The sequence below is a fragment of the Micromonospora sp. NPDC048868 genome (genome assembly GCF_043198195.1).
GTDB lineage: Bacteria > Actinomycetota > Actinomycetes > Mycobacteriales > Micromonosporaceae > Micromonospora > Micromonospora reichwaldensis.
In genome coordinates, this window is record NZ_JBICUN010000010.1 from 193,846 (window position 1) to 220,524 (window position 26,679).

Consider the following 26,679-nt stretch of genomic DNA (forward strand, 5'->3'; position numbering starts at 1 on the left):
CCGGCCCCGGCTACCGTCGGGTGCATGGCCCCGCTCACGCTCGCCCACGAACTCGCCCTGCTCGGCTACGACGACGCGGGCGTCAACCAGCTCGGCCGGCCCACGCTCGACTACGGCCTGGCCGGCGCCCTGCTGTTGGAGCTGACGCTCGCCGGTCGGGTCGAGATCGCCGACGACCGGCTCGTGGTGACCGACCCGACCCCCGTCGGGCAGCGGCAGCTCGACGACGCGCTGACCCGGATCGCCACCGAGCCGAAGCGGCGCAAGCCGAAGGACTGGGTCAGCCGGCTCGCCAAGGACCTGCCCGAGCAGGTGCTGGACGGGCTGGTCACCGCCGGCGTGCTGCGCCGCGACTCGGACAAGGTGCTGTGGGTCTTTCCGCGTACCCGCTATCCGTCCACCACCGGCGCGGAGCCGGCGGTGGAGACGCAGGCCCGGCAGCGGATGGTCGCCGCCGTGGCCGCGGACGGCCCGGTGGACGGGCGGACGGCCGCGCTCATCGGCCTCGCCCGGGCCGTCGGCCTGGACCGCAAGCTCTTCGCGGAGCTGCCGAAGGAGCACGTCAAGCACCGGCTGACCGAGATCGCCGCCGGGGACTGGGCGTCCGCCGCCACGAGGAAGGCGATCGAGGAGATCCAGGCGGTCATCCTGATCGCGACCACCACGGCCGTCACCACCACGATCATCACCACGGCCTCCTGAACGACGACGGCGGCGGCACCCGGGGGTGCCGCCGCCTTAAGGCGTCGCAGGGGGTACGCGTCAGCCGGCCACCGGCGCCCGCTCGGTGTCGCCCGGCGCCTGCTCGGGCTTGACGGAGCGGAGCAGCACGCTGGCCACGTCGACGACCTCGACCTGCTCGCCGGCGCCCTTGCCGTTCACCCCGTCGTTGAGCATCGTCGAGCAGAACGGGCAGCCGACGGCGACCGTCTTCGCCCCGGTGGACATGGCCTCCTCGACCCGGTCCACGTTGATCCGCTTGCCGATCTTCTCCTCCATCCACATCCGGGCGCCGCCGGCGCCGCAGCAGAAGGAGCGCTCGCTGTTGCGCGGCATCTCGATGAGGCCGCCGTCGCCGCTCGCGCCGTCCCCGCCGGCGATGGCGCTGCCGAGCACCTCACGCGGCGGGGCGAAGACCCGGTTGTGCCGGCCCAGGTAGCAGGGGTCGTGGTAGGTCACGCCGCCGTCGACCGGCTGCACCGGGGTGAGCTTGCCGGTGGCGACCAGGTGCGCCAGGAGCTGGGTGTGGTGGACCACCTCGAACTCGCCGCCGAGCTGGCCGTACTCGTTGCCGAGGGTGTTGAAGCAGTGCGGGCAGGTCGCGACGATCTTCCGCTTGCTCTTCTCCCGGCCCTCGAACGCCTCGTTGAGGGTCTCGACGTTCTGCTGGGCGAGCATCTGGAAGACGAACTCGTTGCCGATGCGGCGGGCCGGGTCGCCGGAGCAGGTCTCGCCCTCGCCGAGGATGGCGAACTTCACGCCCGCCTCGTTGAGCAGCGTGGCGACCGCCCGGGTCGTCTTCTTGGCCCGGTCCTCGAACGCGCCGGCGCAGCCGACCCAGAAGAGGTACTCGAAGTCGTCGACCTCGCCGACCCGCGGCACCTCGAAGTCCAGGCCCTTGGTCCAGTCCTCGCGGGTGTTCTGCGGGGCGCCCCACGGGTTGCCCTTGTTCTCCAGGTTGCGCAGCATCACGCCGGCCTCCGACGGGAAGCTCGACTCGATGAGCACCTGGTAGCGGCGCATGTCGACGATGTGGTCGACGTGCTCGATGTCGACCGGGCACTGCTCGACGCAGGCGCCGCAGGTGGTGCAGGACCAGAGCACGTCCGGGTCGATGATGCCGCCTTCCTCGGCGGTGCCGATCAGCGGCTTCTCGGCCTCGGCCAGGGCCAGCACGTCCATGTGGGCGAGCTGGGCGGCGGTGGCCTTCTCCTCGCCGGTCAGGTCCTTGCCGCCGCCGGCCAGCAGGTACGGCGCCTTCGCGTACGCGTGGTCGCGCAGGCTGAGCACCAGCAGCTTCGGCGACAGCGGCTTGCCGGTGTTCCAGGCCGGGCACTGCGACTGGCAGCGGCCGCACTCGGTGCAGGTGCTGAAGTCCAGCAGGCCCTTCCAGGTGAACTGCTCGACCTGGGCGACCCCGAACTGGTCCTTCTCGGGGTCGGCCTCCTCGAAGTCCAGCGGCTTGCCCTGGCTCGTCATGGGGCGCAGCGCGCCGAGGCCGGAGACGTTGGCGCCCGGGTCGCGCTTGAAGAAGATGTTGAAGAAGGCCAGGAAGCGGTGCCAGGCGACGCCCATGGTGACGTTCAGCGAGATCACGATGAGCCAGGTCATCGAGATGACGATCTTGATCAGCGCGGCGACGCTGACGCCGGCCGCCCAGTTCGGCAGCACCCCGCCGACGGCGTGGCTGAGCGGGGCGGCCCAGACCGGATACTCGAAGTGGTCGGTGGCGACCTTGAAGCCCCGGATGACGAAGCCCATGATCAGTACGGCGAGGATGATGCCCTCGACGAAGTAGCCCTGCCACATGGTCGAGCCGGTGAACCGGGACTTGCCGCCTGGTCGGGTGGGCCGGTTGCGGAGCCGGATCGCGATCAGCACCAGGATGCTGACGATGCCCAGGATCGCGAGCCACTCGGTGACCAGCCCGTAGATCGCCCAGTTGCCCACCAGCGGCAGCCCGCCGGTCGGGGAGACGACCTCGAAGTACGCCTCCAGCACCAGCAGCGACAGCACGATGAAGCCGACCATCACGAACCAGTGCGCCGCACCCACCACGCTCCAGCGGAGCATGCGGGTGTGGCCGGCGGTCTCGGCCAGCATCGTCTTCGCGCGGGTGCCCGTGTCGCCGAAGCGGGTCGGGTCCGGCTGACCCAGCCGGATGACGGCCACCATCTTCATGACCGCGCGTACCGCAAGCCACACCGCCACGGCGGTGATGGCGAACGCGAGGATCGTGGTGCCGATCTGGACGCTGCCCATCGAGTTGGCCTCCCGGTCTGCTGCCTGTCGAGCGGCTCGGCGACCGGGGCCCGGGTCAGGGCACGACCGGCGAGCAACAGCTGCCGCACCCTCGACCGGACCGGTCGATGACCTCGCTCCGCTCGGTCATGCAGTGCAGCCTACGCGCAAGGTTACCCAGGAGTAACGTGAGTCATCTCGCACCGGGCCGCGCCGCCCTGCGCACACCTTAGGGCGAAGACACCCCCACCGCCGGGTAGGGGCTCCACCGAGTGACATGGATTGCCACGCCACCGGCCCGGAGCCGGCGGCGCCGACGGCAGGGCTGACCGCGCCCGGACGACCCCGCCGCCGGTCCGGCGGCGGGGTGCGGCGCTCAGCGCCGGCGGGAGAGCAGGACGCTCAGCGCCAGCGGGTGGGCGGGACGCTCAGCGCCAGCGGGAGAGCAGGATCAGGGAGGCGACCATCGCGCCGAAGCCCACCGCGAGGTTCCAGTAACCCCACGACATGACCGGGTACTCCTGCTCGGAGAGGTAGTAGATCACCAGCCAGCCGATGCCGAAGACGATGAGGGCGACCGCCGAGACCGGGAGCCACACCGGGCTAGGCTTGCGCGTCGCCGCCGTCGCCGTCGGACGGACGTCCGTCGGCGGGGTGTACACCTTCTTCTTGCGAACCTGAGACTTGGGCACGACGCTCTCCAGAGGGGTTACGACCTCGTCCGGCCTGACAACCGGGCGCGGGGGCGACGGTCCATGGCCAATAATGTTCGACAGCTAGCGTAGTCCCGAAGGCCCGTCCAATCCACGAATGGGGCGAGGCCAGTGCACGGAGTGACCGAAATAGGCGGGACTGTTCGGGTCGCCGCGGCGGCTCGCGCCTCCGCGGGCTGAACCAGACGACGGGGAAGGAACGCTCGGTGGAGTACACATCCGGCGCGGCCTCCTGGCAGAAGGTGCTCCGGCGGGCGGTCGCCGGGCTGCTGCCTCGACGCCCACGGCAGCGACGACCGGGCTGGTCGATCGGGGTGCCGCTGATCGCCGCCGCAGCCGGGCTGCTCTTCACCACCACGGCGACCACCGCGGGCGGCACCGCCCTGCGCGAGGACCGCCGGCCCCAGCTCAACCAGTTGATCGAGGACCGGCGCGCGGAAGTGGCGGCCAGCGAGCGGCGGGCGTCCGACCTGCGCGCCGAGGTCGAGGGCCGCACCAGCGCCCTGGCCAGCTCCGACGGACCGATCAAGGAACAGCAGGACCGGGCCACTGCCAGCCGGGCGGACGCCGGTTTCACCGCGCTCGCCGGCACCGGGGTGACGGTGGAACTCGACGACGCGCCCCGGCGCAACGACGGCACGCTGCCCGCCGGGGCCACCAACGACGACCTGGTCGTCCACCAGGGAGACGTGCAGGCGGTGGTGAACGCCCTCTGGGCGGGTGGCGCCGAGGCCATGTCCATCATGAACGTCCGCGTGCTGTCGACCAGCGCGGTACGCTGCGTGGGTAACACCCTGCTGCTGCACGGGCGGGTGTACTCCCCACCATTCAAGATCGTAGCAATCGGCGATCCCGCTGCCCTGCAGCAGGCCCTCGCCGACTCACAGGGAGTCCGGTTGTTCAGGGACCTGGTCGACGACTACAAGCTCGGTTACAAGGAGACCGTCTCCTCGGTGACCGTGCCGGCGTTCGAGGACTCGACCACGTTGCGCTCGGCGACGGTGCCCAGGTGAACCGCGTACCGGACGACCGGCCCGAGGACCGCGACGGCCGTCACCGCGACCAGGACGACGGGCCGACCGCCTTCCTACCCAAGGTCGACCGGCCCGGGCCCGCTCCGGCCCGCCCGGCCCCGGCCGGCGCCTGGCCGGAGCCCACGCTCCCGCCCCGCTCCCCGGCTCCCCGTCCGCCCCACGGGCCCGACCCGGCCGCCGGTGACGCTCGCACGTCTGCCGGCCCCTCCGCCGGATGGTCGCGCGCCGCGCCCGACCCGACCCGCCCGGCACCGGAGCCCGGCCGCCCCGCGAACTTCGGCCATTTCCCGCCGAACGCCGACCAGACCCGCTCCGCCGGCAGCCCCGCCCGGCCCACCGAGCCCGGCCGTCCCGGTCCGGCGGAACACGGCCGCCCCTGGCCCGCCAACTTCGGCCGGCCCGGCTCCGCCGACTCCGATCGACGAGGCCCTGCCGGACCCGGTCGCTCTGGTCCTGTCGAACCCGGTCGCTCTGGCTCTGCCGAGCCCGGTCGCTCTGGTCCTGCCGAGCCCGGTCGCTCTGGTCCTGCCGAGCCCGGTCGCTCTGGTCCTGCCGACTTCGGCCGCGAGGAGACCAGGGACTTCGGCCGCCCTGGGCCCGCCGAATTTGACCGGCGCGGGTCCGGCTTCGACCAGCATGGGTCCGGCTTCGACCGGCGCGGGTCCGGCGATCTCGGCCGCCCAGTGCCTTCGCGCTACGACCGGCTCGCCGACCTCGACCACTCCCGGCCCGCCGATGCCGATCGTTCCCGGCCCGCCGACCTCGACCACTCCCGGCCCGCCGACTTCGACCGGCGCGGAGGCGGCGACTTCGACCAGCCCGGTCCTGCCGGCTTCGGTCGGCCGCGGCCCGCCGAAGCCGATCGCTCCCTGCCCGCCGACCTCGACCACTCCCGGCCCGCCGACTTCGACCGGCGCGGAGGCGGCGACTTCGACCGGCCCGGCCCTGCGGGCTTCGGTCGGCCGGAGCCCGCCGACCGTCGGCCGGAGCCCGCCGACCTCCGCCATGCCAGCCCGGCCGATCCCGGCCCGTCCGGCCGGGCGGGTGCCGGCGGGTCGCCGCCGTGGCCCGGTGCCGGCCCGGTCCGGCCGGCCGCCCCACCGCACCCCGCGTCGCCGTCCGACGATCTCCGGCTGCCAGGCGCCACCGGTCCCGGCGGCGAGCGCTCCGTCCGTCCGCCGGTCGATCGGGCCGCCGCCAGGGATGGCCGGCCGGCCGGCGACGCGCCGACCGCCTTCATCCCGAAGATGGGCGCGTCGGCCAACGGCCCGTCGACCCCGGTCTCCCCGGCCGGCCCGGGCCGCGACGTCGATCCTGGGGCCACCGCCCTGATCCCGGCCGTCTCCGGGCGTACGCCGGCCGCCCCGGCCGCGCTCGTCGAGTCGACCGCCCTGATGGGCGCGGTGCCGCGTCCTCCGAAGACGGACGAGCCGGAGGGCTCCGACACTCCCGCCGAGCAGCCTCGGCCACGCCGGGGTGAGCGGGTGGTCCAGCTCCGCCCGGAGCAGACCGGTGAGGGCTACAAGAGCGTCTACTCGGAGCTCACCCGGCCGTCGCTGGGCTCCCGGCTGCGTACCGGCATCCGGGTCAGCGGCGAACTGCTGATCACCTTCGGCCTGGTGGTGCTGCTCTTCGCCGGCTACGAGGTGTGGGGCAAGTCGGCGATCGTCGACGCCCACCAGAACGACCTCAGCCAGCAACTGGCGCAGGCGTGGGGCCCCGAGGGCGACCCGACTGTGGCGCCGTCGGCCAGCGCGTCCACCAAGCCGAAGCCGCCCGTGCAGGGCAAGCCCATCGCCGGGCTCTACATCCCCAAGCTCGACAAGAACTGGGTCGTCGTCGAGGGCGTCACCCAGAAGGACATCCGGTACGCGCCGGGCCACTACCCCTCCAGCGCCCTGCCGGGCCAGGTCGGCAACTTCTCCGTCGCCGGGCACCGCAACCGGGCCACCTTCTGGCGGCTCGACGAGCTGAACGACGGGGACGCCATCGTGGTGGAGGGCAAGACCGACTGGCACGTCTACAAGGTGACCCAGAGTCGGATCGTCAAGCCCACCCAGGTCGAGGTCGTGGCGCCCGTGCCGGGCAAGCCCGGGCAGAAGCCGACCAGGTCGATGCTCACCCTGACCACCTGCAACCCGAAGTTCGACAACTACCAACGCCTGATCATCCACGCCGAGCTGGCGCGCAGCCAGCCGAAGTCGGCGGGGCGCCCGGCGGAACTGGGGGCCTGACGGTGTACGGCTGGATCTGGCGCAAGCTGCCCTTCGGGTTGCCCGGCAAGCTCGTCGGCAGCCTGCTGATCACCAGCGCGATGGTGGCCCTGCTCTGGTACGTGGTGTTCCCGTGGGCCGAGCCCCTGCTGCCCTTCGACGACGTGCAGGTCACCCAGGACGCCGGCGATCCCGGCGGCGACTCGGTGCCGGGCGGCGGGGAGAGCGGCGACGCCCCGCCCGGCGACGAGCACGAGTTGCCGTACGACACCGACCAGAACAACACCCCGCCTGCCTCCCCGGACGAGTGAGCCCCCGAATGCGTGTCCTGGTGATCGACAACTACGACTCGTTCGTCTTCAACATCGTGCAGTACCTGGGCCAGCTCGGCGTGGACTGCGACGTCCGGCGCAACGACGAGATCGAGGTCGCCGAGGTGGGCAAAGTCGGCGCGGCCGGCGTCCTGCTCTCGCCCGGCCCCGGCAGCCCCGACCGCGCCGGCATCTGCCTCGACGTCATCCGCGCGTACGCGGGCGAGCTGCCGATCTTCGGCGTCTGCCTGGGTCACCAGGCGATCGGTGAGGCCTTCGGCGCCACGGTGACCCGCGCCCCCGAACTGCTGCACGGCAAGACCTCCGAGGTGCGCCACCACGGCGTCGGGGTGCTCGCCGGCCTGCCGGACCCGTTCACCGCAACCCGTTACCACTCGCTCGCCGTGCTGCCCGAGACGCTGCCCGAGGAGCTGGAGGTCACCGGCTGGACGGGTTCCGGGGTGGTGATGGCGATGCGCCACCGTACGCTGCCGATCGAGGGCGTCCAGTTCCACCCGGAGTCGGTGCTGACCGAGGGCGGTCACCTGATGCTGGCGAACTGGCTCGCCGCCTGCGGTCACCCGGAGGCGCTGGAGCGGGCCCCGGCGCTGGCCGCCGAGGTGGACGCGCGCCGCCGCGCCGCCTTCGCCACCGCCTGAGCCCTCTACTTCAACTGATGTTCGGGGCAGCCAACACCGCAGCCCCGGACAATAGGCCATGATCAATCGCGAGGGCGACGCCCGCCAACCACACCCTCATGCCGTTGTAAGCGCTACAGACAGCGGACCGGGCGCAACGATGATTAGCAATGGCGAAGGTTTGGTTAACACAAACCTTCGCCATTGATCGCCAATAATAGAAAGGTTTCCGCTACAGCGGCAACCCAATTATCAACATCCGCTCATCTTGGTAGGGCTCATGTAGATCTGCGTGGCATTTGGGAGAAGAGTCTCGCTGAAGCTCCACGCCTGGTAGTCGCAAAATTGCTGCGACCAGCCGTCAGCAAAAGTAATTCTGCCCGACCAGGGTCCTGGATCGAGAGTAAATGCTCGGGAGTTTATACTGTAAGTACCGCTGCACGACCTCGTCCAAGTCCCAACCGTGACCGGACCGGTATAGTACTTATAAACTAGGGCGGTAGCCTGACATAGCGCTGCCTGCGCGGGCGAGGGCGCGCTAATCGCCGACACAGCGCCCGTAATTGCCGCCATAGAAAAAGCCGCCACCCTCGCCTTGAACCGCATCTTACACCTTTCATGCTGCCGTTAGATGCATCCAGGTGAGTTGATTACTAAAACGACACCCGAACGCTTGGCCTCGATCATACGACGACTTATTGTCACCACACAAGCCATGTCGAGCATCGATTGATCCACTGACCATCCGGGCTAATCATCGAAGCAATCTCGTCGCGGGAAGCGTCGGTGCTGCATGATCCAATTTAGGCTGCTCTGAGAACCACGGTTGTGGAGGATCAGTCCTTGAGTGCTTCCCGGACCATCGGGTCGGCGGGTGAGCTGACCGCGGGCGGTCTGCCCCGGACCGCGTCCCAGGCCGCCTTGCCGCTGGCGAAGTAGTCGCGGACGGCCTTGCCGACGAGCAGGACGGGTCCGCAGCCGGCACAGCGGGCGGTCACCCCGTCGACGTCGAGGCCGAGGTGCCGGCACAGCGTCACCGCGCGGGACAGGTGGTAGGACTGGGTCACGATCAGGGCCCGCTCGACGCCGTACACGTCGCGTGCCCGGGCGCAGGTGTCGTAGGTGTCCAGGCCGAACGGGTCGGCCACGACGCGACGAGGATCGACGCCGAGCCGCTCGGTCAGGTGGGCGGTCATCGCCGCCGGCTCGTCGCCGGACGTGCCGCCCCCGTCGCCCGACACGAGGACCACCCGGGCCCGCCCACTCTTCACGAGCGCGGCGGCGGTCTGCAGGCGGCCGGCGAGGCGGTCGCCCGGCTGACGGCGGTCCGCCGCCACCGCCGTACCCAGGACGATCACGACGTCGGCGGCGGGCGCGTCGGCCTCGCCGTACAGGTGGCCGCGGGCGGCGGTCGTCGTCCAGAGCCAGGGGAGGCTGGCCAGGAGCAGCGCCGCCAGGCCCAGGACCGCCGCGCGGATCAGGCGTCGCCGCCACCGGCTCGAACGGTCCGCCGCACCGGTCGCCGGCCGCCCGTCGTCGACCGGCGGAGGCCGCTGCCCGGCGGCATCGGAGGGCTGCTGCCCGGCGGCCTCGACAGGGCCCTGCCCGGCGGCGTCCGCAGGGCGCCGCCCAGCAGGGTCCCCCGCGCTCACGAGCGGGGTCAGCGCTCGGGCAGGCGGATCGGCGGGGTGGTCGGCAGCGGGAAGCCCCCGCCGCCGCCGTCACCGGGGGTGGTCGGCGTGGCGCTGGGCGTCGGGCTCGCGGAGTCGGTGGGCGTCGGCTCGGCCTGCGGCACGGTGACCACGATCGTCACGGTCTTGCCCCTGGCGAGGTTGCTCCCCGCCGGCGGGTCCTGCTTAGTGACCTGGCCGGCCTCCTCCGGCGGCACCTCGCGGCCCCGCTTGACGTCGACCCGGTAGCCCGCCTCGTCCAGCTCCTCCTCGGCGTCGTCCTCGCTGGAGCCGACCACGTTGGGCACCTTGCCGACGTTGCCCCTGGAGACGGTGAGGGTGACCGTGCTCTTCGCGGCGACCTGCTTGCCCTCCTCGGGCGACACCTCGAGGACGATGCCCTCCTTCTCGGCGTTGTCCTTCTCCTTCTTGTCCACCTTGAAGCCGGCCGCCTCCAGCCGGTTCTTCGCGCCCTCGTAGGTGGAACCGACGAGGTCCGTCGGGATGGCCTTCATCTCCACGCCGCCGCAGACCCGGACGACGACATCGCGGTTCGCCTCCAGGGATGAGTTGGCAGGCGGGTCCTGGTCGACGACCTGGCCCTTCTGGCAGGTGCCGAAGACCTGGTCGCCCTCCTTGGGCACCAGGTTGGCCTGCTCGATCCGGGCGAACGCCTCCTGCTGGGTCAGGCCGGTCACCGTGGGGACCGTGGCCAGGTCGTCGCCGTCTCGCTGGCTCAGCAGGGCGGCGGCGAGGGCGATCACCGCGAGGACGCCCACCGCCGCGAACGTCGCGATCAGCCAGGAGGACGCCTTCCGACGGCGCGGGTCGCCGACCCGGGCCGGCATCTGCCGGGTCTGCGGGGCGCCGGGGGCGCCCGCGTAGCCGGCGGCGGCCGGAGCGAGCTGCGTCGTCTCCTCCTGCGGCAGCACCGGGGTCGCCATCACCGGGCGGCCGGCGGCCGCGCGGAGCAGGTCGGCCCGCATCTCGCCGGCGCTCTGGTAGCGGTTGAGGGGGTTCTTCGACAGCGCCTTGAGCACGATCGCGTCGACCGCGGGGTTCACGTCCGGGTTGATGTCGCTCGGGGTCGGGGGCGTCTCCCGCACGTGCTGGTACGCCACACTGACCGGGCTGTCGCCGACGAACGGGGGATGCCCGCAGACCAACTCGAAGAGGACGCAGCCGCCAGCGTAGACGTCGGAGCGGGCGTCGACCGCCTCGCCGCGGGCCTGCTCCGGCGAGAGGTACTGCGCCGTACCGATGACCGCGCTCGTCTGGGTCATGGTGGTGGCGCCGCTGGCCAGCGCCCGCGCGATGCCGAAGTCCATCACCTTGACCTGGCCGGTCTGGGTGAGCATCACGTTGCCGGGCTTGATGTCGCGGTGGATGATGCCGTGCCGGTGGCTGAACTCCAGGGCCGCGCACATGTCGGCGCAGATCTCCAGCGCCCGGCGCGGCTGGAGCCGCCCCTCGACGCCCAGCACCTCCTTGAGGGTCCGCCCGTTGACGAACTCCATCACGATGAACGGCAGCGTCTCGCCGGTCGGCGCGGTCTCCTCGCCGGTGTCGTAGACGGCGACGATCGCCGGGTGGTTGAGGGACGCCGCGTTCTGCGCCTCCCGGCGGAACCGCATCTGGAAGGTCGCGTCCCGGGCGAGGTCGGTCCGGAGCATCTTGATCGCGACGTCCCGACCGAGCCGGAGATCACGACCGCGGTGCACCTCGGCCATGCCGCCGTAGCCGAGCAGCTCGCCGACCTGGTACCTGCCACCGAGCAGGCGGGCCTGCGCTGTCATCGCGTCTGTCGTCCTTCGCTCGTCGTCTCGTCGCTGCCCGACCGGGGCAGTTCCTGTCGACGGTACGACGTTCCGGTCGGATCGTCGCGTCCGTCGGGCCACAGCGCGCCGGACGTCACCGTCGGCGGAGTGCCCGCGCTCGAATTCGTGCCTTCCCGCAGGTGGTAGGAAATCACGCCGGAGCAGACGAGGACCAGCACGGCCACGATGATGGCGAGGAACACCATCCCGGGCCGGGACCGCTGCCCACCCGGCTGGTGCGCCGGCGGGACGGCGTGTCCCGCGTACGGCATCGGCCGGGCCTGCGGCACCGGCGCCGCGCCGCGCGGATAGCCCGTCGGCGCCATCTGCGGGTGCTGGACGGGCGCGGCGGGCGCGACCGAGGTGGGACGGTGCGGCGCGGCGGCCGGCCGGGTGTTCGCCACGGGGGGCCGGTGCGCCGCCATGGGCGGACGCGGCGGCTGCGCGGCGACGTTCGGCTGCCGATGCGGCGGCGACACCGGCGGACGCGGCGGCGGCACCTGGGCACGGCCGGGCGGGCCGGCCGGCGACGCCGGGGCGGCGGAGATGGGCTGACCTGCCGCCCGGGCCTGCTGGGAGAGCTGGGCCTTGAGCTGACGGGCGACCCCGGCCAGCGTGGCGGCGCTCGGCCAGCGTGCCGCCGGGTCCTTCGCCAGGGCCCGCTCGACCACCGCCCGGACCTGCGGCGGAATGTCCGCCGGCAGCGGACGGGGCGTCTCCCGCACGTGCCGCATGGCGATGTCGAGGGGATTGTCGCCCTCGAAGGGGCGTCGGCCAGCGAGGCACTGGTAGGCCACCACGCCGAGCGCGTAGACGTCGGACGCGGGCGTGGCGACCCCGCCGGTGGCCTGCTCCGGGGAGATGTACGAGGCGGTGCCGAGCACCGAACCGGCTGCGGTGAGCTGGGCGACCAGCTCCGACCGGGCGATGCCGAAGTCGGTGAGCACCAGGGTGCCGTTGGGCCGGACCAGCAGGTTTCCGGGCTTCACGTCCCGGTGCACGATGCCCTTCACGTGCGCCGCGTGCAGCGCGTCGGCCGCCTGGGCGACGAGCGCCATCGTGCGGGCCGGGGTGAGCCGGCCGACCCGGGCCAGGGTGGCCGACAGGGCGTCGCCCTCGACGTACTCCATGACCAGGAAGGCGATCTGCTGGTCGTTGCCGAAGTCGTAGACGTCGACCACGCCGGGGTGGTTGATCGTGGCCATGGTGCGGGCCTCGCCCCGGAAGCGCTCGGCGAAGTCGGGGTCGTCAAGCAGCGCGGGGAGCAGGCTCTTGACGGCGACCGTACGACCGAGCACCTGGTCGGTGCCGCGCCAGACGTCGCCCATGCCACCGCTGGCGATCCGCTCGTCCAGGCGGTAACGGTTGCCGAGCTGCACCCCGGGGCTCAGCATGTCAGCGGCCCCCCGGGTCGGCGATGGCGGCGCGCATGATCTGCCCGGCGATCCGGGCCGCCTCGGCGCTGCCGCCGGGGCCGGCCTGCTCCAGCATCACGCAGACCGCCGAGACCGGCGTGCCGTTCTTGTCCAGGGCGAAGCCGATGAACCAGCCGTGGTCGGGTCGATCGGGCGCCGACTGGGCGGTGCCGGTCTTGCCGCCGACCGTGTAGCCCCTGAGCTGCGCGTTCGTGCCGGAGCCGTTCTCGACCACGCTGACCATCATGTCCCGCAGGTCCTTGGCGACCTGACCGCTGACCGGCTGCCGCAACTCCCTGGGCTTCGCGGTGTAGTAGCTGGTGGTGCGGTCCGGGGCGAGCAGCTGGCGGACCAGGTACGGCCGCATCTGGCTGCCGCCGTTGGCGACGGACGCGGCGATCAGGGCGCCCTGGAGCGGGGTCATCCGCACGTCGCGCTGCCCGATGGAGGACTGGGCCAGCGCGGCCGGGTCGGCCCCGCCGTCGGCGTTCTCCATGCTGCCGGTCCGGCTCGCCGCCACCGGGTGGCCGGCCTCGTTGAGGTGGCCGACGGTGAGGTCCTCCTGCTCGAAGCCGAACTGCCGGGCCTTCTCCTTGATCTTGTCGGCGCCGAGCCGGACGCCCATCTGCGCGAAGCCCGTGTTGCACGACTCGGTCACCGCGTTGATCAGGGTGACCTCGTCCTCAGGGCAGATCGACGGGGCCGCGTTGCGGATCGGCGTGCCCGAGGTCGGCGGGGTCCAGCTGGCCCCGGCCGGGATCCTCGTCTGCTGACCCACGCCGCTCTCCAGCGCCGCCGCGGCCACCACGATCTTGAAGGTGGAGCCCGGGGGCAGTACCTCGCCGAGGGCGCGGTTCTTCAGCGGACCCGCCGGGTCCTGCTCCAGCTTGTTGTACGCGGCCGTGGCCTCGTTGGTGCTGTGGCTGACCAGCGGGTTCGGGTCGAAGCTGGGCATCGAGACCAGCGCCTGCACCGCCCCCGTACGCGGGTCGACGGCGATCGCCGCGCCCTTGGCGGCGTCGACCCGGTTGTTCCGCAACTGCTCGAACGCGGTGTTCTGGGCGCCCTTGGAGACCGTCAGCAGGACGTTGCCGCCGCCGGACTGGTCACCGGTGAACATGTCCTTGACCCGGTTGGCGATCAGCGCGTCGCTGGTGCCGGCCAGGAAGTCGTTCTCGAACTTCTCGATGCCGGTCTCGGCGAGATTGACCGGCTTGTAGCCGAGGATGTGGGCGTACCTCGCCCCGCCGGGGTAGCTGCGCTGGAACTTCAGCTCGCCGTCGGTCTCCTTGCTGAGCGCGAAGGCGGTGCCGCCGGCCTCGATGTTGCCGCGCTTGCGCTCGTACTCGGCGACCTGGACCCGACCGTTGTAGTCGCTGGTGCGGTACTCGTCGGCCTTGTAGGCCTGGATCCAGTTCAGGTTCGCGAAGAGCAGGCCGAAGAGGACCATGACGACGACGCCGACGCGGCGCAGGGGTGCGTTCACGGCCTGATCACCTCCGTGGGGGCACCGTGCAGCTGCTCCGGCGGACCGCCGGACGGTCGGGCCGCCTTGCCGCCAGCGCCGGCGACGGGGCGGCGGGCACCGTCGGAGATCCGGAGCAGGGCCGCGATGAGCAGCCAGTTCGCCATCAGCGAGGAACCGCCGGCGGAGAGGAACGGGGTGGTCTGACCGGTCAACGGGATGAGCTTGCTGATCCCGCCGACGATCACGAAGACCTGGAGCCCGAGGGTGAAGGCCAGGCCGCCGGCCAGCAGCTTGCCGAACGAGTCCCGGACCGCCAGCGCCGCGCGCAGCCCCCGCTCGACGATCAGCAGGTAGACCACGAGCAGGGCGGAGAGCCCGAAGAGGCCGATCTCCTCGCCGATGCCCGCGAAGATGAAGTCGTTCTGCACCTCGGGCAGCAGGCCGGGCTGGCCACCACCGGGACCCGCGCCGAACAGGCCGCCCGTGCCGAGCGCGAGCAGGCCCTGCACGAGCTGGTAGCCGTCGTTGTACGGGTCGGCGAACGGGTCCAGCCAGATCTGCGCCCGCAGGTAGAAGTTGGCGAACGGCCCGCCGACCACGTCGCCGAGCACGTACGCCAGGTAGACGCCGCCGAAGAACAGCACCAGACCGATGAGCAGCCAACTGACCCGCTCCGTGGCGATGTAGAGCGTCACCACGAACATGCCGAAGTAGAGCAGCGAGGTGCCCAGGTCCTTCTCGAAGACGAGGACCAGGACGCTGACCAGCCAGACCGCGACCACCGGGCCGAGGTCCCGCCCGCGCGGGAAGTCGATGCCGAGGAACCGGCGGCTCGCCAGCGACAGCACCTCGCGCTTGCGCACCAGGTAGTAGGCGAAGAAGACCAGCAGGGCCAGCTTCGCGAACTCGCCCGGCTGGATGGAGAAGCTGTCGCCGAACTTGATCCACAGCTTCGCGCCGTTGATCTCGGAGAACCGGCTGGGCAGCACCGCCGGGATCATCACCAGCACGATGCCGGCCAGCCCCAGCGTGTACGCGTAGCGCGACACCGAGCGGTGGTCCCGCATGATGGTGAGCAACCCGGCGGCGAGGATGACCGAGACGAGCGTCCAGGCGAGCTGCCGGCCGCCCGTGCCGGCGAAGATGGCCAGGTCCTCCCGCTCGGCCGGTGCCGCCTTACCCAGGTCGATCCGGCGCAGGAAGCCCACCCCGATCCCGTTGAGCAGGGCGACCGCCGGCAGCAGGGCCGGGTCGGCGAAGGGCGCCAGGAACCGGATCACCAGGTGCAGGCCGAGGAACACGGCGGTGAGCGCGGCGGCCGGCATCCAGAAGTCGGCCGTGACGGTGTCGAGCACCTTCGCCTCGACCATCGCCCCGTACGCGGCCACCAGCACCATGGCGACCAGCAGCAACGACAGCTCGGCGTTGCGCCGGGACCGGGCCAGGCGTACGCCGGGCTGCTCGCCCGTGGTGGCGGGCGAGGATGCCGGAATGGCCGCTGCGGTCACGGAACGTCCTCGGATCGAGCCGCGCCTACTCCGGCGACCGGCACGCGGCGGGGTCGAGCGCCGGCGAGTCGGTGTCGGAGGGCGGGGCGTCGGGCGTGGTGGTCGGCGCGGCCGGCATGCTCGGCCGGCCGCTGACCGGGGCGCTCGCACTCGCGCTGACGGTCGGAGCGGGCGACACCGGGACGGAGGTCGGCGTCGGGACGGTGGTGACGGCCGCGGCGCTCGGACTCGGGCTCGGCGGGCAGATGGGCTTCAGGTTCGGGTTCATCGGGTCGTCACTGGTCAGCTCGGCCAGTCGACGCTCGGCGTCGGGCTCGCTTTTGGCCGGGATGCCCTGCTTGACCTGCTCCTGGGCGGCCAGCGTCAGGTCCTCCAGGTCCGCCGGGCTCTTGGAGTGCACGGTCGACAGGTTCATCCCGGCGATCTCGCCCTGGATGCCCCGGAACACCGCGACCTGGCCGTTCTCGGTCGCGCCGACGTAGTACTGCCGCTGGGTGTAGCTCCAGCCGCCGAAGACCGCGCCGCCGACGAGGACCAGCAACGCCACCGAGATCGCGGCGGCCCGCACCGGCCGACGCCTCGGGCGCTCCGACTCGTCGTCGGCACCGGCCGTCGGTTCCTCGGGAACGGGCGGGCGCGGCGCGGAGAGGGCGGATGCGCGGGCGGCCGGCGTGGACACGTCGGCGGAGGTCGCCATGCCCCGGTCCCGGGCGGCGGCGCCGCCCACGATCGGGCTCGCCTCGACGATGTCCTGGTCGGTGGCGTCGGCGATGATCACCGTGATGTTGTCCGGGCCGCCGCCGCGCAGGGCGAGCTGCACCAGCCGCTCGACGCACTGCTGCGGGTCGGTGTACTCGCGCATCGTCTCGCCGATGGTGTCGGCGCTGACCACACCCGAGAGGCCGTCGCTGCAGATCAGGTAGCGGTCGCCGGGGAGCACCTGACGGACGCTGTATTCCGGGTCGATGTCGCGGCCGTCGAGCGCCCGGGTGAGCAGCGAACGCTGGGGGTGGCTGCTCGCCTCCTCGGCGCTGATCCGGCCCTCGTCGACGAGCATCTGGACGTACGTGTCGTCCTTGGTGATCTGCGCGAACTCACCGTTGCGCAGGAGATAGGCCCGCGAGTCACCGATGTGGACCATGCCCAGCTTGCTGCCGGAGAAGAGGGTCGCGGTGAGCGTGGTGCCCATCCCCTCCAGCTGGGGGTTGGCGTCCACGGTGTCGCGGAGCTGCTGGTTGGCGGTGCCCACGGCCGAACGCAACGCGTCGACGAGGGCGTCACCTGGGACGTCCTCGTCGAGCGGCGCCATGGCACCGATGACGATGTTGCTGGCGACGTCACCGGCGGCCATGCCGCCCATGCCGTCGGCGACGGCGAGAAGCCGCGGCCCGGCGTAGACGGAATCCTGGTTACCGTCTCGGATCAGACCGCGGTCGCTGTGGGCCGCATAGCGCAGGGTCAGAGTCATGGCCGTAATTCGAGAGAAGTGCGGCCGATCCGGATCGGCACGCCGAGGGGGACGGGGGTTGGTCCGGTGACCTTAGCGCGATCCAGGTACGTGCCGTTAGTCGAGCCGAGGTCCTCGACGAACCACTGGCCGTCGCGTGGCACCAGACGGGCGTGCCGCGCCGAGGCGTAGTCGTCGGTGATGACGAGGGTGGAATCCTCCGCCCGGCCGATGGTGATCTGCGCTTCGCCGAGGGTGATCCGGGTCCCGGCAAGTTGACCGGCGGTTACCACGAGCTGGTGGGCCGCCCTGCCCCGCTTCGCCTTCGTCGGTTTCGCCGCCTGCCCGAGCGAGGCGCCGACGGCCCGGGGGGCGGCCACCAGCCGGCCCGACCTGGCGCCCGCGAACAGGTCCCGGCGGATCACGCCGACCACCGTGAACACGAAGATCCACAGCAGGATGAGGAACCCGAACCGGGCGACGGTGATGACGAGCTCCGGCAAGGCGGGTCAGCCGTCCACGCGGAAGGTCAGCGTCGTGGTGCCGAGCTGGATCATGTCGCCGGGATTGAGCGCGACGGCGGACACCCGCTGGCCGTTGACCATGGTGCCGTTGGTCGACCCCAGGTCCGTCAGCACGACCTGACCACCGTCGAAGTCCAGCCGGGCGTGTCGCCGCGAGATCCCGACGTCGGGCAGGCGCAGGTTGGCCTGGTCGCCGCGGCCGATCACGGTCGAGCCCATCTGGAGGGGGTAGGTGCGCCCGTCGCCGGAGACCAGCCGCACGTTGCGGCCGCCGCCGTGGCCGGGCGGAGGACCGTAGCCGCCGCCCTGGTCGTAGGCCGGGTAGGCGGGCGGGCCCGCGTCGTAGCCGGGCGCCGAGACCGGGGCGACCTCGCCGCCGGTGTAGACCTCGGCGGTGACCCGGAACATCCCGGTGTCCAGCCCCTCGCCGCGTTCGATCTCGACGATCACGTCGCCGTAGACCGTCCAGGCCTGCTCGCCGATGAACTCCGCCTGCGACTGGGCCAGCTCCTGGGCCAGCGCGGCGGCGTACGGCGCCAGACGACTGTGGTCGTAGGGCGAGAGATCGATCACGTAGCGGTTGGGCACCAACGTGCGCCCACCGGCCAGGATCGCCTTGTGCGCCTCGGCCTCCCGCTGCATGGCGTTGAGGATCTCCACGGGGTGGACCACCCCTTTGAAGACCTTGGCGAAGGCCCCCTCGACCAGGCCTTCCAGACGCTTCTCGAAGCGTTGCAGCACGCTCACCGGCTCCTCCTCGGGTCCCGAGGACATGATGGTATCCGGCCGGCGCGCGCGCAGCTCACACGCCGCTCGGCCGTCTGACGGCGGCCCGTTCGGACGGGCCGATAATGCCGTGCTACTCTTTCGTCCGCCACGAACGGTAACCGCTCCTCGGACGGTAACCGATCGTCGCAACGACCACGGACCGGCTAGAATGTCCGGGGCCCGCTGGAGACAGCAGGTCCGGCACAGACTACAGTGTTCGAGGTCAAGCCACGGGGAAGTGGCGGAATGGCAGACGCGCACGGTTCAGGTCCGTGTGCCCGAAAGGGCGTGGGGGTTCAACTCCCCCCTTCCCCACCAAATACGCGAGGGCTCCGCAGCGATGCGGGGCCCTCGCGCCGTATCGGGGCGTGCCGTACGTCACGCTATGCTCCGATGGTTTCTGCCTCCGATGGACCAGGAGTGGCGTGTGAGTGTCGCGTTCGTGACCGGGTCGGGCGGTCTTATCGGCTCCGAGGCGGTCCGGCACTTCGCCGGCCTCGGTCTCGAGGTCGTCGGCATCGACAACGACATGCGGCAGGAGTTCTTCGGCGCGGAGGCGTCCACCGCGTGGAACGTCCGCCGGCTGACCGACGAGCTGGGGTCCGCGTACTCGCACCACAGCATCGACATCCGCGACCGGGCCGCGCTGGCCAAGCTGTTCAAGCGGTACGGCACCGACGTCGCCGTGGTGATCCACACCGCCGCCCAGCCGTCGCACGACTGGGCGGTGCGCGACCCGTTCACCGACTTCGACGTGAACGCCGCCGGCACGCTCAACGTCCTGCAGAACGTGCGGGAGCACTGCGTCGAGGCGCCGCTCATCCACTGCTCCACGAACAAGGTCTACGGGGACCGGCCGAACAGCCTGCCCCTGGTCGAGCTGGAGACCCGCTGGGAGATCGAGCCCGGGCACCCGTACGAGCAGGGCATCCGCGAGGACATGTCCATCGACGCCTGCCTGCACTCGATCTTCGGCGCCTCCAAGGTGGCGGCCGACGTCATGGTGCAGGAGTACGGCCGCTACTTCGACATGCGGACGGCCTGCTTCCGGGGCGGGACGCTGACCGGCCCGGCGCACTCCGCGACGGAGCTGCACGGCTTCCTCGGCTACGTGATGCGCGCCAACATGGAGCGCCGCACCTACAAGATCTTCGGCTACCAGGGCAAGCAGGTCCGCGACGCCATCCACAGCTCGGACGTGGTCAGCGCCTTCGAGGCGTTCTTCCGCAACCCGCGCTCGGCGGCGGTCTACAACCTCGGCGGCGGCCGGCACTCGAACACCTCCAACCGCGAGGCGTTCGCGCTCGCCGAGCAGATCACCGGCCAGGAGATGGTCACCGAGTACGTCGAGGCCAACCGGATCGGCGACCACAAGTGGTGGATCGGCTCGAACGAGGCCTTCCAGGCCGACTACCCCGAGTGGAAGCAGGTCTACGACGTGCCCATGATCATGCGCGAGATCTACGAGGCCAACGTGGACAAGTGGGTGCCGGGCGCATGACCGGCAGAGGCAAGCGGAACGTCCTCGGGGTCCTGGTCGACGCCACCGACTACGCCGAGGCGACCGAGCAGGTGGTGGCCGCCGCGCAGGAACGCCGGCCGCTGGCGCTGACGGCACTGGCCGTGCACGGCGTGATGACCGGGGTGCTCGACCCGGCACACAACGCCCGGCTGAACTCCTTCGACGTGGTCACCCCCGACGGCCAGCCGGTGCGCTGGGCGCTCAACCTGCTGCACGGCGCGGGGCTGACCGACCGGGTCTACGGCCCGAACCTGACCCTGCACGTGCTCGCCCGCTTCGCCGACGAGGGGCTGCCGGTCTACCTCTACGGGTCGACCGAGGAGACCCTGGCCAGGCTGATCCCGGCGCTGGAGCGGATGTTCCCGGCGCTGAAGATCGCCGGGGTGGAGCCGTCCAAGTTCCGGGCGGTGCAGCCGGGCGAGGACGTGGAGATCGCCGACCGGATCCGGTCCAGCGGGGCCCGGCTCGTGCTGGTCGGGCTGGGCTGCCCGCGCCAGGAGGTATTCACGTACGCCATGCGGCCGCTGCTGGACATGCCGCTGATGGCGGTCGGGGCGGCCTTCGACTACCACGCCGGCCTGCTGCGCCAGCCCCCGCCGTGGATGCAGCGGGCGGGCCTGGAGTGGTTCTGGCGTCTCGGTCTGGAGCCCAAGCGGCTCTGGAAGCGCTACGTGATCCTCAACCCGGCCTACCTGACCCGGCTCGCCGGCCAGAAGACGGGGCTGTGGAAGGCGAAGCCGCCGGCCCCGGCCACGGAGCGCCCCGCCAGCTTTTCGGTCTGACGCCGCCAAGACGTAAGGAAGGGCCCCTTCCTATCGCGTAGGCGATAGGAAGGGGCCCTTCCCTGCACTCAAATCAGAGGGTGAGGGTCCAGGTGTTCAGGTAGCCGGTGTCGCCCGAGTAGACGTCGCGCACCCGCAGCTGCCAGGTGCCGTTCGCCGCCTCGCTCGACAGGTTCGCCGTGTAGGTGGCGTTGATGTTGTCCGCGCCGTCGAAGAAGCTGCTGTTCTTCAGCCGGTAGGCCGAGCCGTCCGGCGCGACCAGGTCGATGACGACGTCACCGCGGTAGGTGTGCACGATGTTCACCGCGACGGTGGAGGCCGACGAGGCGTTCCGGGCGCAGCCGGCGATCACGATCGAGCTGCTCACCGCGACGTTCGTGTCCGGGATCGCGAGGTCGGTGCCGTTGGTGCCGGAGCAGCCGCCGCCGGTGCCGGTGACCGTCAGCGAGTAGGTGGCGGTCCTGCTGCCCGAGGCCGCGGTGCCCGTCACGGTCACGGAGTAGGTGCCGGCCGGCGTGCTCGCCGAGGTGCTGATGGTCAGCGCCGACGAGCCACCCGAGGTGACGGTGGCCGGGCTGAACGAGGCGGTCGCCCCGGACGGCAGCCCGCTCGCCGAGAGGCTCACCGACTGGGCGGAGCCGTTGGTCGTGGCGGTGGCGACCGTGGCGGTCACCGAGCCACCCGGCGCGGTCGAGCCGGCCGTCGGCGAGACCGAGACGGAGAAGTCGTTGGTCGGCGGCGGGGTGTCGCCGTTGACGACGTAGAGCAGCTTGTTCGGCGAACCGGTGCCCGGGTTGGTCACCACGTTGCTGGTGGCGTTGTTCACCAGGTAGTCGCGGACCTGCTGCGGCGTCCAGGTCGGGTTGGCGCTGGCCACCAGGGCCGCGACGCCGACCACGTGCGGGGTCGCCATCGAGGTGCCGCTGATCGTGTTGGTGGCGGTGTCGTTGGTGTGCCACGCCGAGGTTATCGACGAGCCGGGCGCGAAGATGTCCAGGCAGGTGCCGATGTTGGAGAACGACGACCGGGCGTCGGTGTTGGTCGTGGAGCCGACGGTGATGCCCTCGGCGGTCCGGGCGGGCGAGGTGTTGCAGGCGTTGCCGCCGGAGTCGTTGCCGGCCGCGAGGCCGTAGCTCACGCCGGAGTTGATGGAGTTGCGCACGGCGGTGTCGAGCGAGGTGTTCGCGCCGCCGCCGAGGCTCATGTTGGCCACGGCCGGCTTGACCGCGTTGGCGGTCACCCAGTCGACGCCGCCGATGACGCCGGCGTTCGTGCCGCTGCCCTGGCAGTTCAGCACGCGTACGCCGACGAGCTGGACGCCCTTGGCGACGCCGTACGCCGAACCGCCGACGGTGCCGGCGACGTGCGTGCCGTGCCCGTTGCAGTCGTCGGCCGAGCCGCCGTCGACGGCGTCGTAGCCGGAGACCGCCCGGCCGCCGAAGTCGCTGTGGCTGAACCGGATGCCGGTGTCGATGATGTAGGCGTGCACGTTGCTCGCCGTGTTCGGGTACGTGTAGGAGCTGTTCAGCGGCAGGGCGCGCTGGTCGATCCGGTCCAGGCCCCAGGAGGGCGGGTTGGTCTGGGTGCCGGCGATGGAGACCGTGTGGTTCTGCTCGACGTACGCCACGGCGGGGTCCGCGGCGATGCGGGCGGCGGCCCTGGCGTCGACTCGGACCTCGAAGCCGCGCAGGGCGGCGCCGTAGGTGCGGGCGACCGCGCCGCCGTGCCGGCCGACCAGCCGCTGCGCGGTGTCACCGACGCTGCTGCGGGCGACCGAGCTGTCCTTGAAGACGACGATGTAGCTGTCGGCCACGGCGGTGGCGCCGCCAGCGGCGCGGATCGTGCCCACCGGTTCGGCGGCCATGGCGGGCGTGGCGGTGGCCACCATGGCCAGCGCGGCCACCCCGACGAGTACGGACCTGCGTGGAAGACCCATCTTCTACTCCCTCCGACCGGCACCGACCGTCCAACTGTTCGAGACGAGTGAATCGATGAATGCCGATCAAGCTGAGGGTAGGGGGGCGCAAACGGGAATTCAAACATGTCGACTTCCCCATACCACCGGAGGGATGACCCCCTAGGGGCGGCGGCTGCGGGACGAACCGGGGACCTGCCCGGATTCACGGTCGTCGAAAACGGGCAAGGCTGTCTGTCATGGAGATTCACCTGACCGTGCTGCTGTCGCTGGCCGCCGTCTGGCTCGTCGCCGGCTGGCTCGCGGACGGGCTGCCCCGGCTGGACCACGCCCGGGCCCTGCGCCGGCGTACCGGATGGGTGCTCGCCCTGACGCTGACCGGCCTGGGCCTGACGGCCGCCGTGCTGGGCGCGGGGCTCTCCAGCGCCGGCGCGACCCCTGCGGACCGGGCGGCCGCCGGCCTCACCCTCGCCGTTGCCCCCGCGCTCGTGGTCGCGGCCTGCACGGTGCGCCGGGTACGCCGGCTGCGGGCGGGCGCGGGCGCGCTCTCGTCGGCCCCGGGCACCCCGGCGCCGCACGGCCTGCGGGCCTCCGCCGCGCACCCGCTGATCGGGCTCCCGGTGCAGGTCACCGGGCTGGTGATCCTGCCCGCGGTGGCTGCGGCGAGCGCCCCGGACCTGCTCTCCGGACCCGGTGTGGCCGGGCCGGCGGTCACCCTGGGCGTGCTGGGCGTCGCCGCCATCGGCGTACGCCACGCCCTGCGGCACAGCCGGCTCGTGGAGCGGGCCGTGCCGGTGCGGCCCGCGTCACCGCGAGCGGCCGGGGCCCTGCACGTATAGCAGTTCCAGGATCGCCCGGGTCGCCTCGAACCAGCGGTCGAGCCAGCCGGGCGGCGGGACGCTGCCCTTCGGGGGCAGCTCCATCAGCAGCCCGCGCAGCAGCGGATGGTCGACCAGCGACTCGGGCGGCTCCACCGACCAGTTGCCGGGCGGGAACGACGGCTCGGTCAGCGGGTTGGGGTCCAGCGAGGGCAGGGAGAGCGGCGGACCGGGCTGCTCCGGCGGCGCGGCCGGGCTCTCCCGGCCACCCATCTCGGTGTCGGTCGACACCACCTCGGTGAGGACGGTGTCCCGCCGTGCCCCCCGGTACTTGCCCCCGAACCGTTCCGGCTTGCCCGGCCCGTTGGTGAGGTTGTCCGAACCGATCGTCGTCATCCGTCTCGCCTGCCTCGCTCGGTTGCCGATCCCGGCGGCGGCTCGTCGACCACCGCCGTGCCGAGGGGTACAACGACACGGGACCCGATGTGGCGACGCCGACGGCGGGACGACTTCGCGACCGGTCCGGACGCGGGCACGACGATGCCCCCGCCCGGCTCCACTGCCGGGCGGAGGCATCCCGTCACGTTCCGGTCCCGTCAGCCCTTGTCGAACACACCGCCCCTGGCGCCGGCGACGAAGGCGTGCCAGCCACCCGGGGAGAAGACCAGGGCCGGGCCCGTCTTGTCCTTCGAGTCCCGCACACCGACCGCCCCCGTCACGTACGCCACCTCCACGCAGTTGTCGCAGTTCGGCCCGCTCTTCGAGCTCTTGAACCACGTCGCCTGCGTCAGGTCCACGGGGAACCTTTTGGTCGCCCTTTCCACATCGGCTCCTCTGCCAGTTTCGCGATGTGTGCGATGGACTCCTCAGGACGAATGGCCGCCGCTCGGATGTGATCGAAGATGAAGCTGTACTTCTGCAGTTCGTCACTCTTCTCCAGGAAGAGCCCACCCGTGGCATTCTCCGCGTACACGACATCCGGATCACCGGGCTCAGGGAAGCTGAGGATCGTGAAGGTGCCGTCCATGCCGGCGTGCGCCCCTACCGCGAAAGGCAGGATCTGGAGCGTCACGTTCGGCAGTTCCGCCACCTCGACCAGGTGTTTCAGCTGGTCACGCATTACCTCGTCCCCGCCCACCGGACGACTCACCACCGCTTCATCGAGCACCACCCACAGATCGACCGGATCATCCTGCGTCAACAACGACTGACGGCCCAGACGGACACGCACCCGTTGCCGCACCTGTTCGGGAGTGAAGTCGGGCCGGGCGGCCCGGATCATCGCGCCCGCGTAGTCCTCGGTCTCCAGCAGCCCGGGCACCACCTGCTGCTCGTACGCCCGGATCGAACCGGCCGCCGCCTCCAGCCCGACGTACGCGCCGACCAGCACCGTGCTGTAGGGGTGCCACCAGCCCTTCTGCCGCGCCTCGCGGGCGATCTGCACCAGCTCGTCGCTCTCGGCACCCACCACGCCGTAGATCCGCAGCATGTCCCGCACGTCGCGTGGCGTCGCCGTGGTGTGGCCGGTCTCGATCCGCGAGACCTTCGACGCCGAGCACTCCAGCTGCTCGGCGACCGCCTCGATGGTGATGCCGGCCCCCTCCCGCTGCCGGCGCAGTTCGGCGCCGAGGCGACGCCGCCGGATGGTGGGGCTGCGCCGCTCGCTCACGACACGACCCCGCCCGCTGGTCGGAACCACCGCCTGTCAGGCCTCACCCGGTCCACCTCCGCCTCGCCGTGCGCCACTGTCGTCACCCGCCAGGGGCGCGACCGTCGTACGGCGGGCGTCGTTCGCGGCGTGGGGTGGTGCCGGTCATCGGCCGGCCGCGACGGGCGAAACCGCTCCCAGTGTGCCGGGCATACGTGAATGGCTTCAAGCGCAGCTTTGCACGAGCCGCTCACGTATCGGCAAAAGTCGACGTGCAACTTGCATGAAGCACGTCGCTGATGCACTCTGTCCGTATGGCACGGGTTACTCACCGTCTCCGTCCGCTTCCTCGCCGTGGTGACCCCACGGACCGCGGGACGCGCGGCGGTGGGAGCGCCCGGCAGTCGACAACCAGACCTGCCCCGGGTTGATGACCTCGCCGCTGCACGCCAGTTGGCTGCGGCGGCGGGAGCGGTACCCGGAGTAGCCGAGTGTTGGTCGGGTGGCGGTTCGCCACCAGCGGATACGGCCCGACCACCACCGCCCGCAAGACCGGTCCACGAGGCACGACCCCGCCACCGGGCCATCGACGTCCCCCGACCCCACCGCCGGCCCGTCGGCCGGCCGACCCTTCCCAGGAGCCCATGTGCTTCCCCGCTCCGGTGACGTAGTGCACGTGACTCGCGCGGCGAGTGTCCAGTTCCTCAGGCCCATCATGTTCCGGGTCATCCGGGTGCTGGACTGGCCGACCTACGACGGCTGGATCTGGCTCGAAGGCTACGAGTTGAACGCATCGGGGGACGCGGTCAGCCGGCGGTCGATCTTCGTCCAGCGGGAGGGGCTGCGCCACCTGCGCTCGGCCCCCGAGCCGCGTCCGCACACCGTGCGCGCGCCGCGCCGGCCCGCCGCCCGCACCCCGGTCCGGGTGGGCTGACCTGCGCGATCGGCAGCCGAGGGGCGTGCCGTCGCCATAGGATGAGGTACGCCCACCCCGGCACGTTTCCACCCCGCGCGTCCAGGACCCCGAACCTGGGATGGCCATGGTCAATCAGCCCGCCGCGCGGCGGCACCACCGCTCCCGTATCGCCTACGCCTTCGGACTACTGGCGCTGATCGGCGCCGCCACCACACTGGTGGTCGTGGTCCGCGATCCCGCCCTCTCGTCCACCACGCGGCTGACCACCCCGGTCCCGGCACCGGAGATCACCGTGGTGGACGAGGACCCGCCCTACGACGACGTGCCGGACGCCCTCGACCCCCCGTACGCGCTGACCGGGCCGGACGAACCGGACGCGCTCGGCGCCGCGGGCGACTCCGGGCCCGCCGCCGGGGCCGGGGTTCCCACGGGCTCCCCGGACGGTGCGGCACACGCCGCCCGCCCCGCGCCCGACGACGTCCACCGTTCCCTCTTCTGGTCCGGCATCTTCGGACTGGCCATCTCGCTGGCCGGGCTCGGCATGGTCGGAACGAGACGACGCATGTGGTGACGCGGCGGCGCGGGCCGGCG

At 71.7% G+C, this 26,679-nt stretch carries 24 protein-coding genes and 1 tRNA gene; 11 read left to right on the forward strand and 14 right to left on the reverse strand.

The window, feature by feature from the left end:
- Positions 1 to 24: 24 nt before the first annotated feature.
- Positions 25 to 702, forward strand: coding sequence for a GPP34 family phosphoprotein (locus tag ACGFNF_RS18400; protein ID WP_393169221.1), 678 nt, complete (start codon positions 25 to 27; stop codon positions 700 to 702).
- Between the two features lie 60 nt (positions 703 to 762).
- Here ACGFNF_RS18400 and ACGFNF_RS18405 read toward each other — a convergent pair whose 3' ends face one another.
- Together ACGFNF_RS18405 and ACGFNF_RS18410 are read right to left on the reverse strand one after the other, a co-directional pair.
- Positions 763 to 2,982, reverse strand: a complete 2,220-nt coding sequence (locus tag ACGFNF_RS18405) for a (Fe-S)-binding protein (protein WP_393169223.1) — start codon at positions 2,980 to 2,982, stop codon at positions 763 to 765.
- Between the two features lie 407 nt (positions 2,983 to 3,389).
- The gene (locus ACGFNF_RS18410) at positions 3,390 to 3,653 is read right to left on the reverse strand and encodes a cell division protein CrgA (protein ID WP_151454344.1); all 264 of its coding nucleotides are present in this window, start codon (positions 3,651 to 3,653) and stop codon (positions 3,390 to 3,392) included.
- A 227-nt stretch (positions 3,654 to 3,880) separates the two neighbouring features.
- Here ACGFNF_RS18410 and ACGFNF_RS18415 point away from each other — a divergent pair, with 227 nt between their 5' ends.
- The 4 genes from ACGFNF_RS18415 to ACGFNF_RS18430 all read left to right on the forward strand — a co-directional run bounded on the left by ACGFNF_RS18415 (position 3,881) and on the right by ACGFNF_RS18430 (position 7,891).
- Positions 3,881 to 4,687 (forward strand): DUF881 domain-containing protein, encoded by an 807-nt coding sequence (locus tag ACGFNF_RS18415; protein WP_393169225.1) that lies wholly within the window; start codon positions 3,881 to 3,883, stop codon positions 4,685 to 4,687.
- 704 nt (positions 4,688 to 5,391) lie between these two features.
- Positions 5,392 to 6,942, forward strand: coding sequence for a class E sortase (locus tag ACGFNF_RS18420; protein ID WP_393169227.1), 1,551 nt, complete (start codon positions 5,392 to 5,394; stop codon positions 6,940 to 6,942).
- Positions 6,943 to 6,944: 2 nt separating this feature from the next.
- On the forward strand, positions 6,945 to 7,232 hold the full coding sequence (locus ACGFNF_RS18425; protein WP_151455324.1) for a hypothetical protein: 288 nt from the start codon (positions 6,945 to 6,947) through the stop codon (positions 7,230 to 7,232).
- 8 nt (positions 7,233 to 7,240) lie between these two features.
- Positions 7,241 to 7,891, forward strand: a complete 651-nt coding sequence (locus ACGFNF_RS18430; RefSeq protein ID WP_393169229.1) for an aminodeoxychorismate/anthranilate synthase component II — start codon at positions 7,241 to 7,243, stop codon at positions 7,889 to 7,891.
- A gap of 815 nt (positions 7,892 to 8,706) precedes the next feature.
- Here ACGFNF_RS18430 and ACGFNF_RS18435 read toward each other — a convergent pair.
- Genes ACGFNF_RS18435 through ACGFNF_RS18470 form a run of 8 tightly spaced genes read right to left on the reverse strand, consistent with a single transcriptional unit; the run spans position 8,707 to position 18,493 of the window.
- Entirely contained in the window at positions 8,707 to 9,522 is an 816-nt protein-coding gene (locus ACGFNF_RS18435; protein ID WP_393169231.1) for a vancomycin high temperature exclusion protein, read from the reverse strand.
- 8 nt (positions 9,523 to 9,530) lie between these two features.
- Positions 9,531 to 11,336, reverse strand: coding sequence for a Stk1 family PASTA domain-containing Ser/Thr kinase (gene pknB, locus ACGFNF_RS18440; RefSeq protein WP_393169233.1), 1,806 nt, complete (start codon positions 11,334 to 11,336; stop codon positions 9,531 to 9,533).
- Positions 11,333 to 12,751, reverse strand: a complete 1,419-nt coding sequence (locus ACGFNF_RS18445; protein ID WP_393169235.1) for a protein kinase — start codon at positions 12,749 to 12,751, stop codon at positions 11,333 to 11,335. Before ACGFNF_RS18445 ends, pknB begins: the two co-directional genes overlap by 4 nt.
- 1 nt (position 12,752) lies before the next feature.
- Positions 12,753 to 14,258, reverse strand: a complete 1,506-nt coding sequence (locus ACGFNF_RS18450) for a penicillin-binding protein 2 (protein ID WP_151455328.1) — start codon at positions 14,256 to 14,258, stop codon at positions 12,753 to 12,755.
- On the reverse strand, positions 14,255 to 15,748 hold the full coding sequence (locus tag ACGFNF_RS18455; RefSeq protein WP_393169237.1) for an FtsW/RodA/SpoVE family cell cycle protein: 1,494 nt from the start codon (positions 15,746 to 15,748) through the stop codon (positions 14,255 to 14,257). The genes ACGFNF_RS18450 and ACGFNF_RS18455 overlap by 4 nt, the downstream gene beginning before the upstream one ends.
- A gap of 25 nt (positions 15,749 to 15,773) precedes the next feature.
- The gene (locus ACGFNF_RS18460; protein ID WP_357577011.1) at positions 15,774 to 17,216 is read right to left on the reverse strand and encodes a PP2C family serine/threonine-protein phosphatase; all 1,443 of its coding nucleotides are present in this window, start codon (positions 17,214 to 17,216) and stop codon (positions 15,774 to 15,776) included.
- Entirely contained in the window at positions 17,213 to 17,698 is a 486-nt protein-coding gene (locus tag ACGFNF_RS18465) for an FHA domain-containing protein (RefSeq protein ID WP_121397334.1), read from the reverse strand. Before ACGFNF_RS18465 ends, ACGFNF_RS18460 begins: the two co-directional genes overlap by 4 nt.
- A gap of 6 nt (positions 17,699 to 17,704) precedes the next feature.
- A complete protein-coding gene (locus ACGFNF_RS18470) occupies positions 17,705 to 18,493 on the reverse strand; it encodes a DUF3662 and FHA domain-containing protein (protein WP_088996759.1) in 789 nt (262 codons plus the stop codon).
- 226 nt (positions 18,494 to 18,719) lie between these two features.
- On the opposite strand from ACGFNF_RS18470, the gene ACGFNF_RS18475 reads away from it, so the two are divergent.
- The 3 genes from ACGFNF_RS18475 to ACGFNF_RS18485 all read left to right on the forward strand — a co-directional run bounded on the left by ACGFNF_RS18475 (position 18,720) and on the right by ACGFNF_RS18485 (position 20,791).
- Positions 18,720 to 18,805: transfer RNA gene (locus tag ACGFNF_RS18475), tRNA-Leu, on the forward strand.
- A gap of 67 nt (positions 18,806 to 18,872) precedes the next feature.
- Positions 18,873 to 19,988: an NAD-dependent epimerase/dehydratase family protein gene (locus ACGFNF_RS18480; RefSeq protein ID WP_207914176.1), complete on the forward strand. Its 1,116-nt coding sequence runs from the start codon at positions 18,873 to 18,875 to the stop codon at positions 19,986 to 19,988.
- Positions 19,985 to 20,791 carry a WecB/TagA/CpsF family glycosyltransferase gene (locus ACGFNF_RS18485; protein WP_311410021.1) on the forward strand — a complete coding sequence of 269 codons (807 nt, stop codon included), beginning with the start codon at positions 19,985 to 19,987 and terminating at the stop codon, positions 20,789 to 20,791. Before ACGFNF_RS18480 ends, ACGFNF_RS18485 begins: the two co-directional genes overlap by 4 nt.
- Positions 20,792 to 20,864: 73 nt before the next feature.
- On the opposite strand, the gene ACGFNF_RS18490 is transcribed toward ACGFNF_RS18485, so the two are convergent.
- The gene (locus ACGFNF_RS18490; RefSeq protein WP_393169240.1) at positions 20,865 to 22,727 is read right to left on the reverse strand and encodes a S8 family serine peptidase; all 1,863 of its coding nucleotides are present in this window, start codon (positions 22,725 to 22,727) and stop codon (positions 20,865 to 20,867) included.
- A gap of 218 nt (positions 22,728 to 22,945) precedes the next feature.
- On the opposite strand from ACGFNF_RS18490, the gene ACGFNF_RS18495 reads away from it, so the two are divergent.
- The gene (locus ACGFNF_RS18495) at positions 22,946 to 23,545 is read left to right on the forward strand and encodes a hypothetical protein (RefSeq protein ID WP_393169242.1); all 600 of its coding nucleotides are present in this window, start codon (positions 22,946 to 22,948) and stop codon (positions 23,543 to 23,545) included.
- On the opposite strand, the gene ACGFNF_RS18500 is transcribed toward ACGFNF_RS18495, so the two are convergent.
- From ACGFNF_RS18500 to ACGFNF_RS18510, 3 genes are all read right to left on the reverse strand, one after another.
- Positions 23,513 to 23,920 carry a hypothetical protein gene (locus ACGFNF_RS18500; protein WP_311410018.1) on the reverse strand — a complete coding sequence of 136 codons (408 nt, stop codon included), beginning with the start codon at positions 23,918 to 23,920 and terminating at the stop codon, positions 23,513 to 23,515. The genes ACGFNF_RS18495 and ACGFNF_RS18500 overlap by 33 nt on opposite strands.
- Before the next feature lie 200 nt (positions 23,921 to 24,120).
- The gene (locus ACGFNF_RS18505) at positions 24,121 to 24,321 is read right to left on the reverse strand and encodes a DUF397 domain-containing protein (RefSeq protein WP_393169244.1); all 201 of its coding nucleotides are present in this window, start codon (positions 24,319 to 24,321) and stop codon (positions 24,121 to 24,123) included.
- Entirely contained in the window at positions 24,312 to 25,193 is an 882-nt protein-coding gene (locus tag ACGFNF_RS18510) for a helix-turn-helix domain-containing protein (RefSeq protein ID WP_393169246.1), read from the reverse strand. Before ACGFNF_RS18510 ends, ACGFNF_RS18505 begins: the two co-directional genes overlap by 10 nt.
- A 625-nt stretch (positions 25,194 to 25,818) precedes the next feature.
- On the opposite strand from ACGFNF_RS18510, the gene ACGFNF_RS18515 reads away from it, so the two are divergent.
- Entirely contained in the window at positions 25,819 to 26,106 is a 288-nt protein-coding gene (locus ACGFNF_RS18515) for a hypothetical protein (RefSeq protein WP_132235361.1), read from the forward strand.
- 100 nt (positions 26,107 to 26,206) lie between these two features.
- Positions 26,207 to 26,659, forward strand: coding sequence for a hypothetical protein (locus tag ACGFNF_RS18520; protein WP_393169249.1), 453 nt, complete (start codon positions 26,207 to 26,209; stop codon positions 26,657 to 26,659).
- Positions 26,660 to 26,679 lie beyond the last annotated feature (20 nt).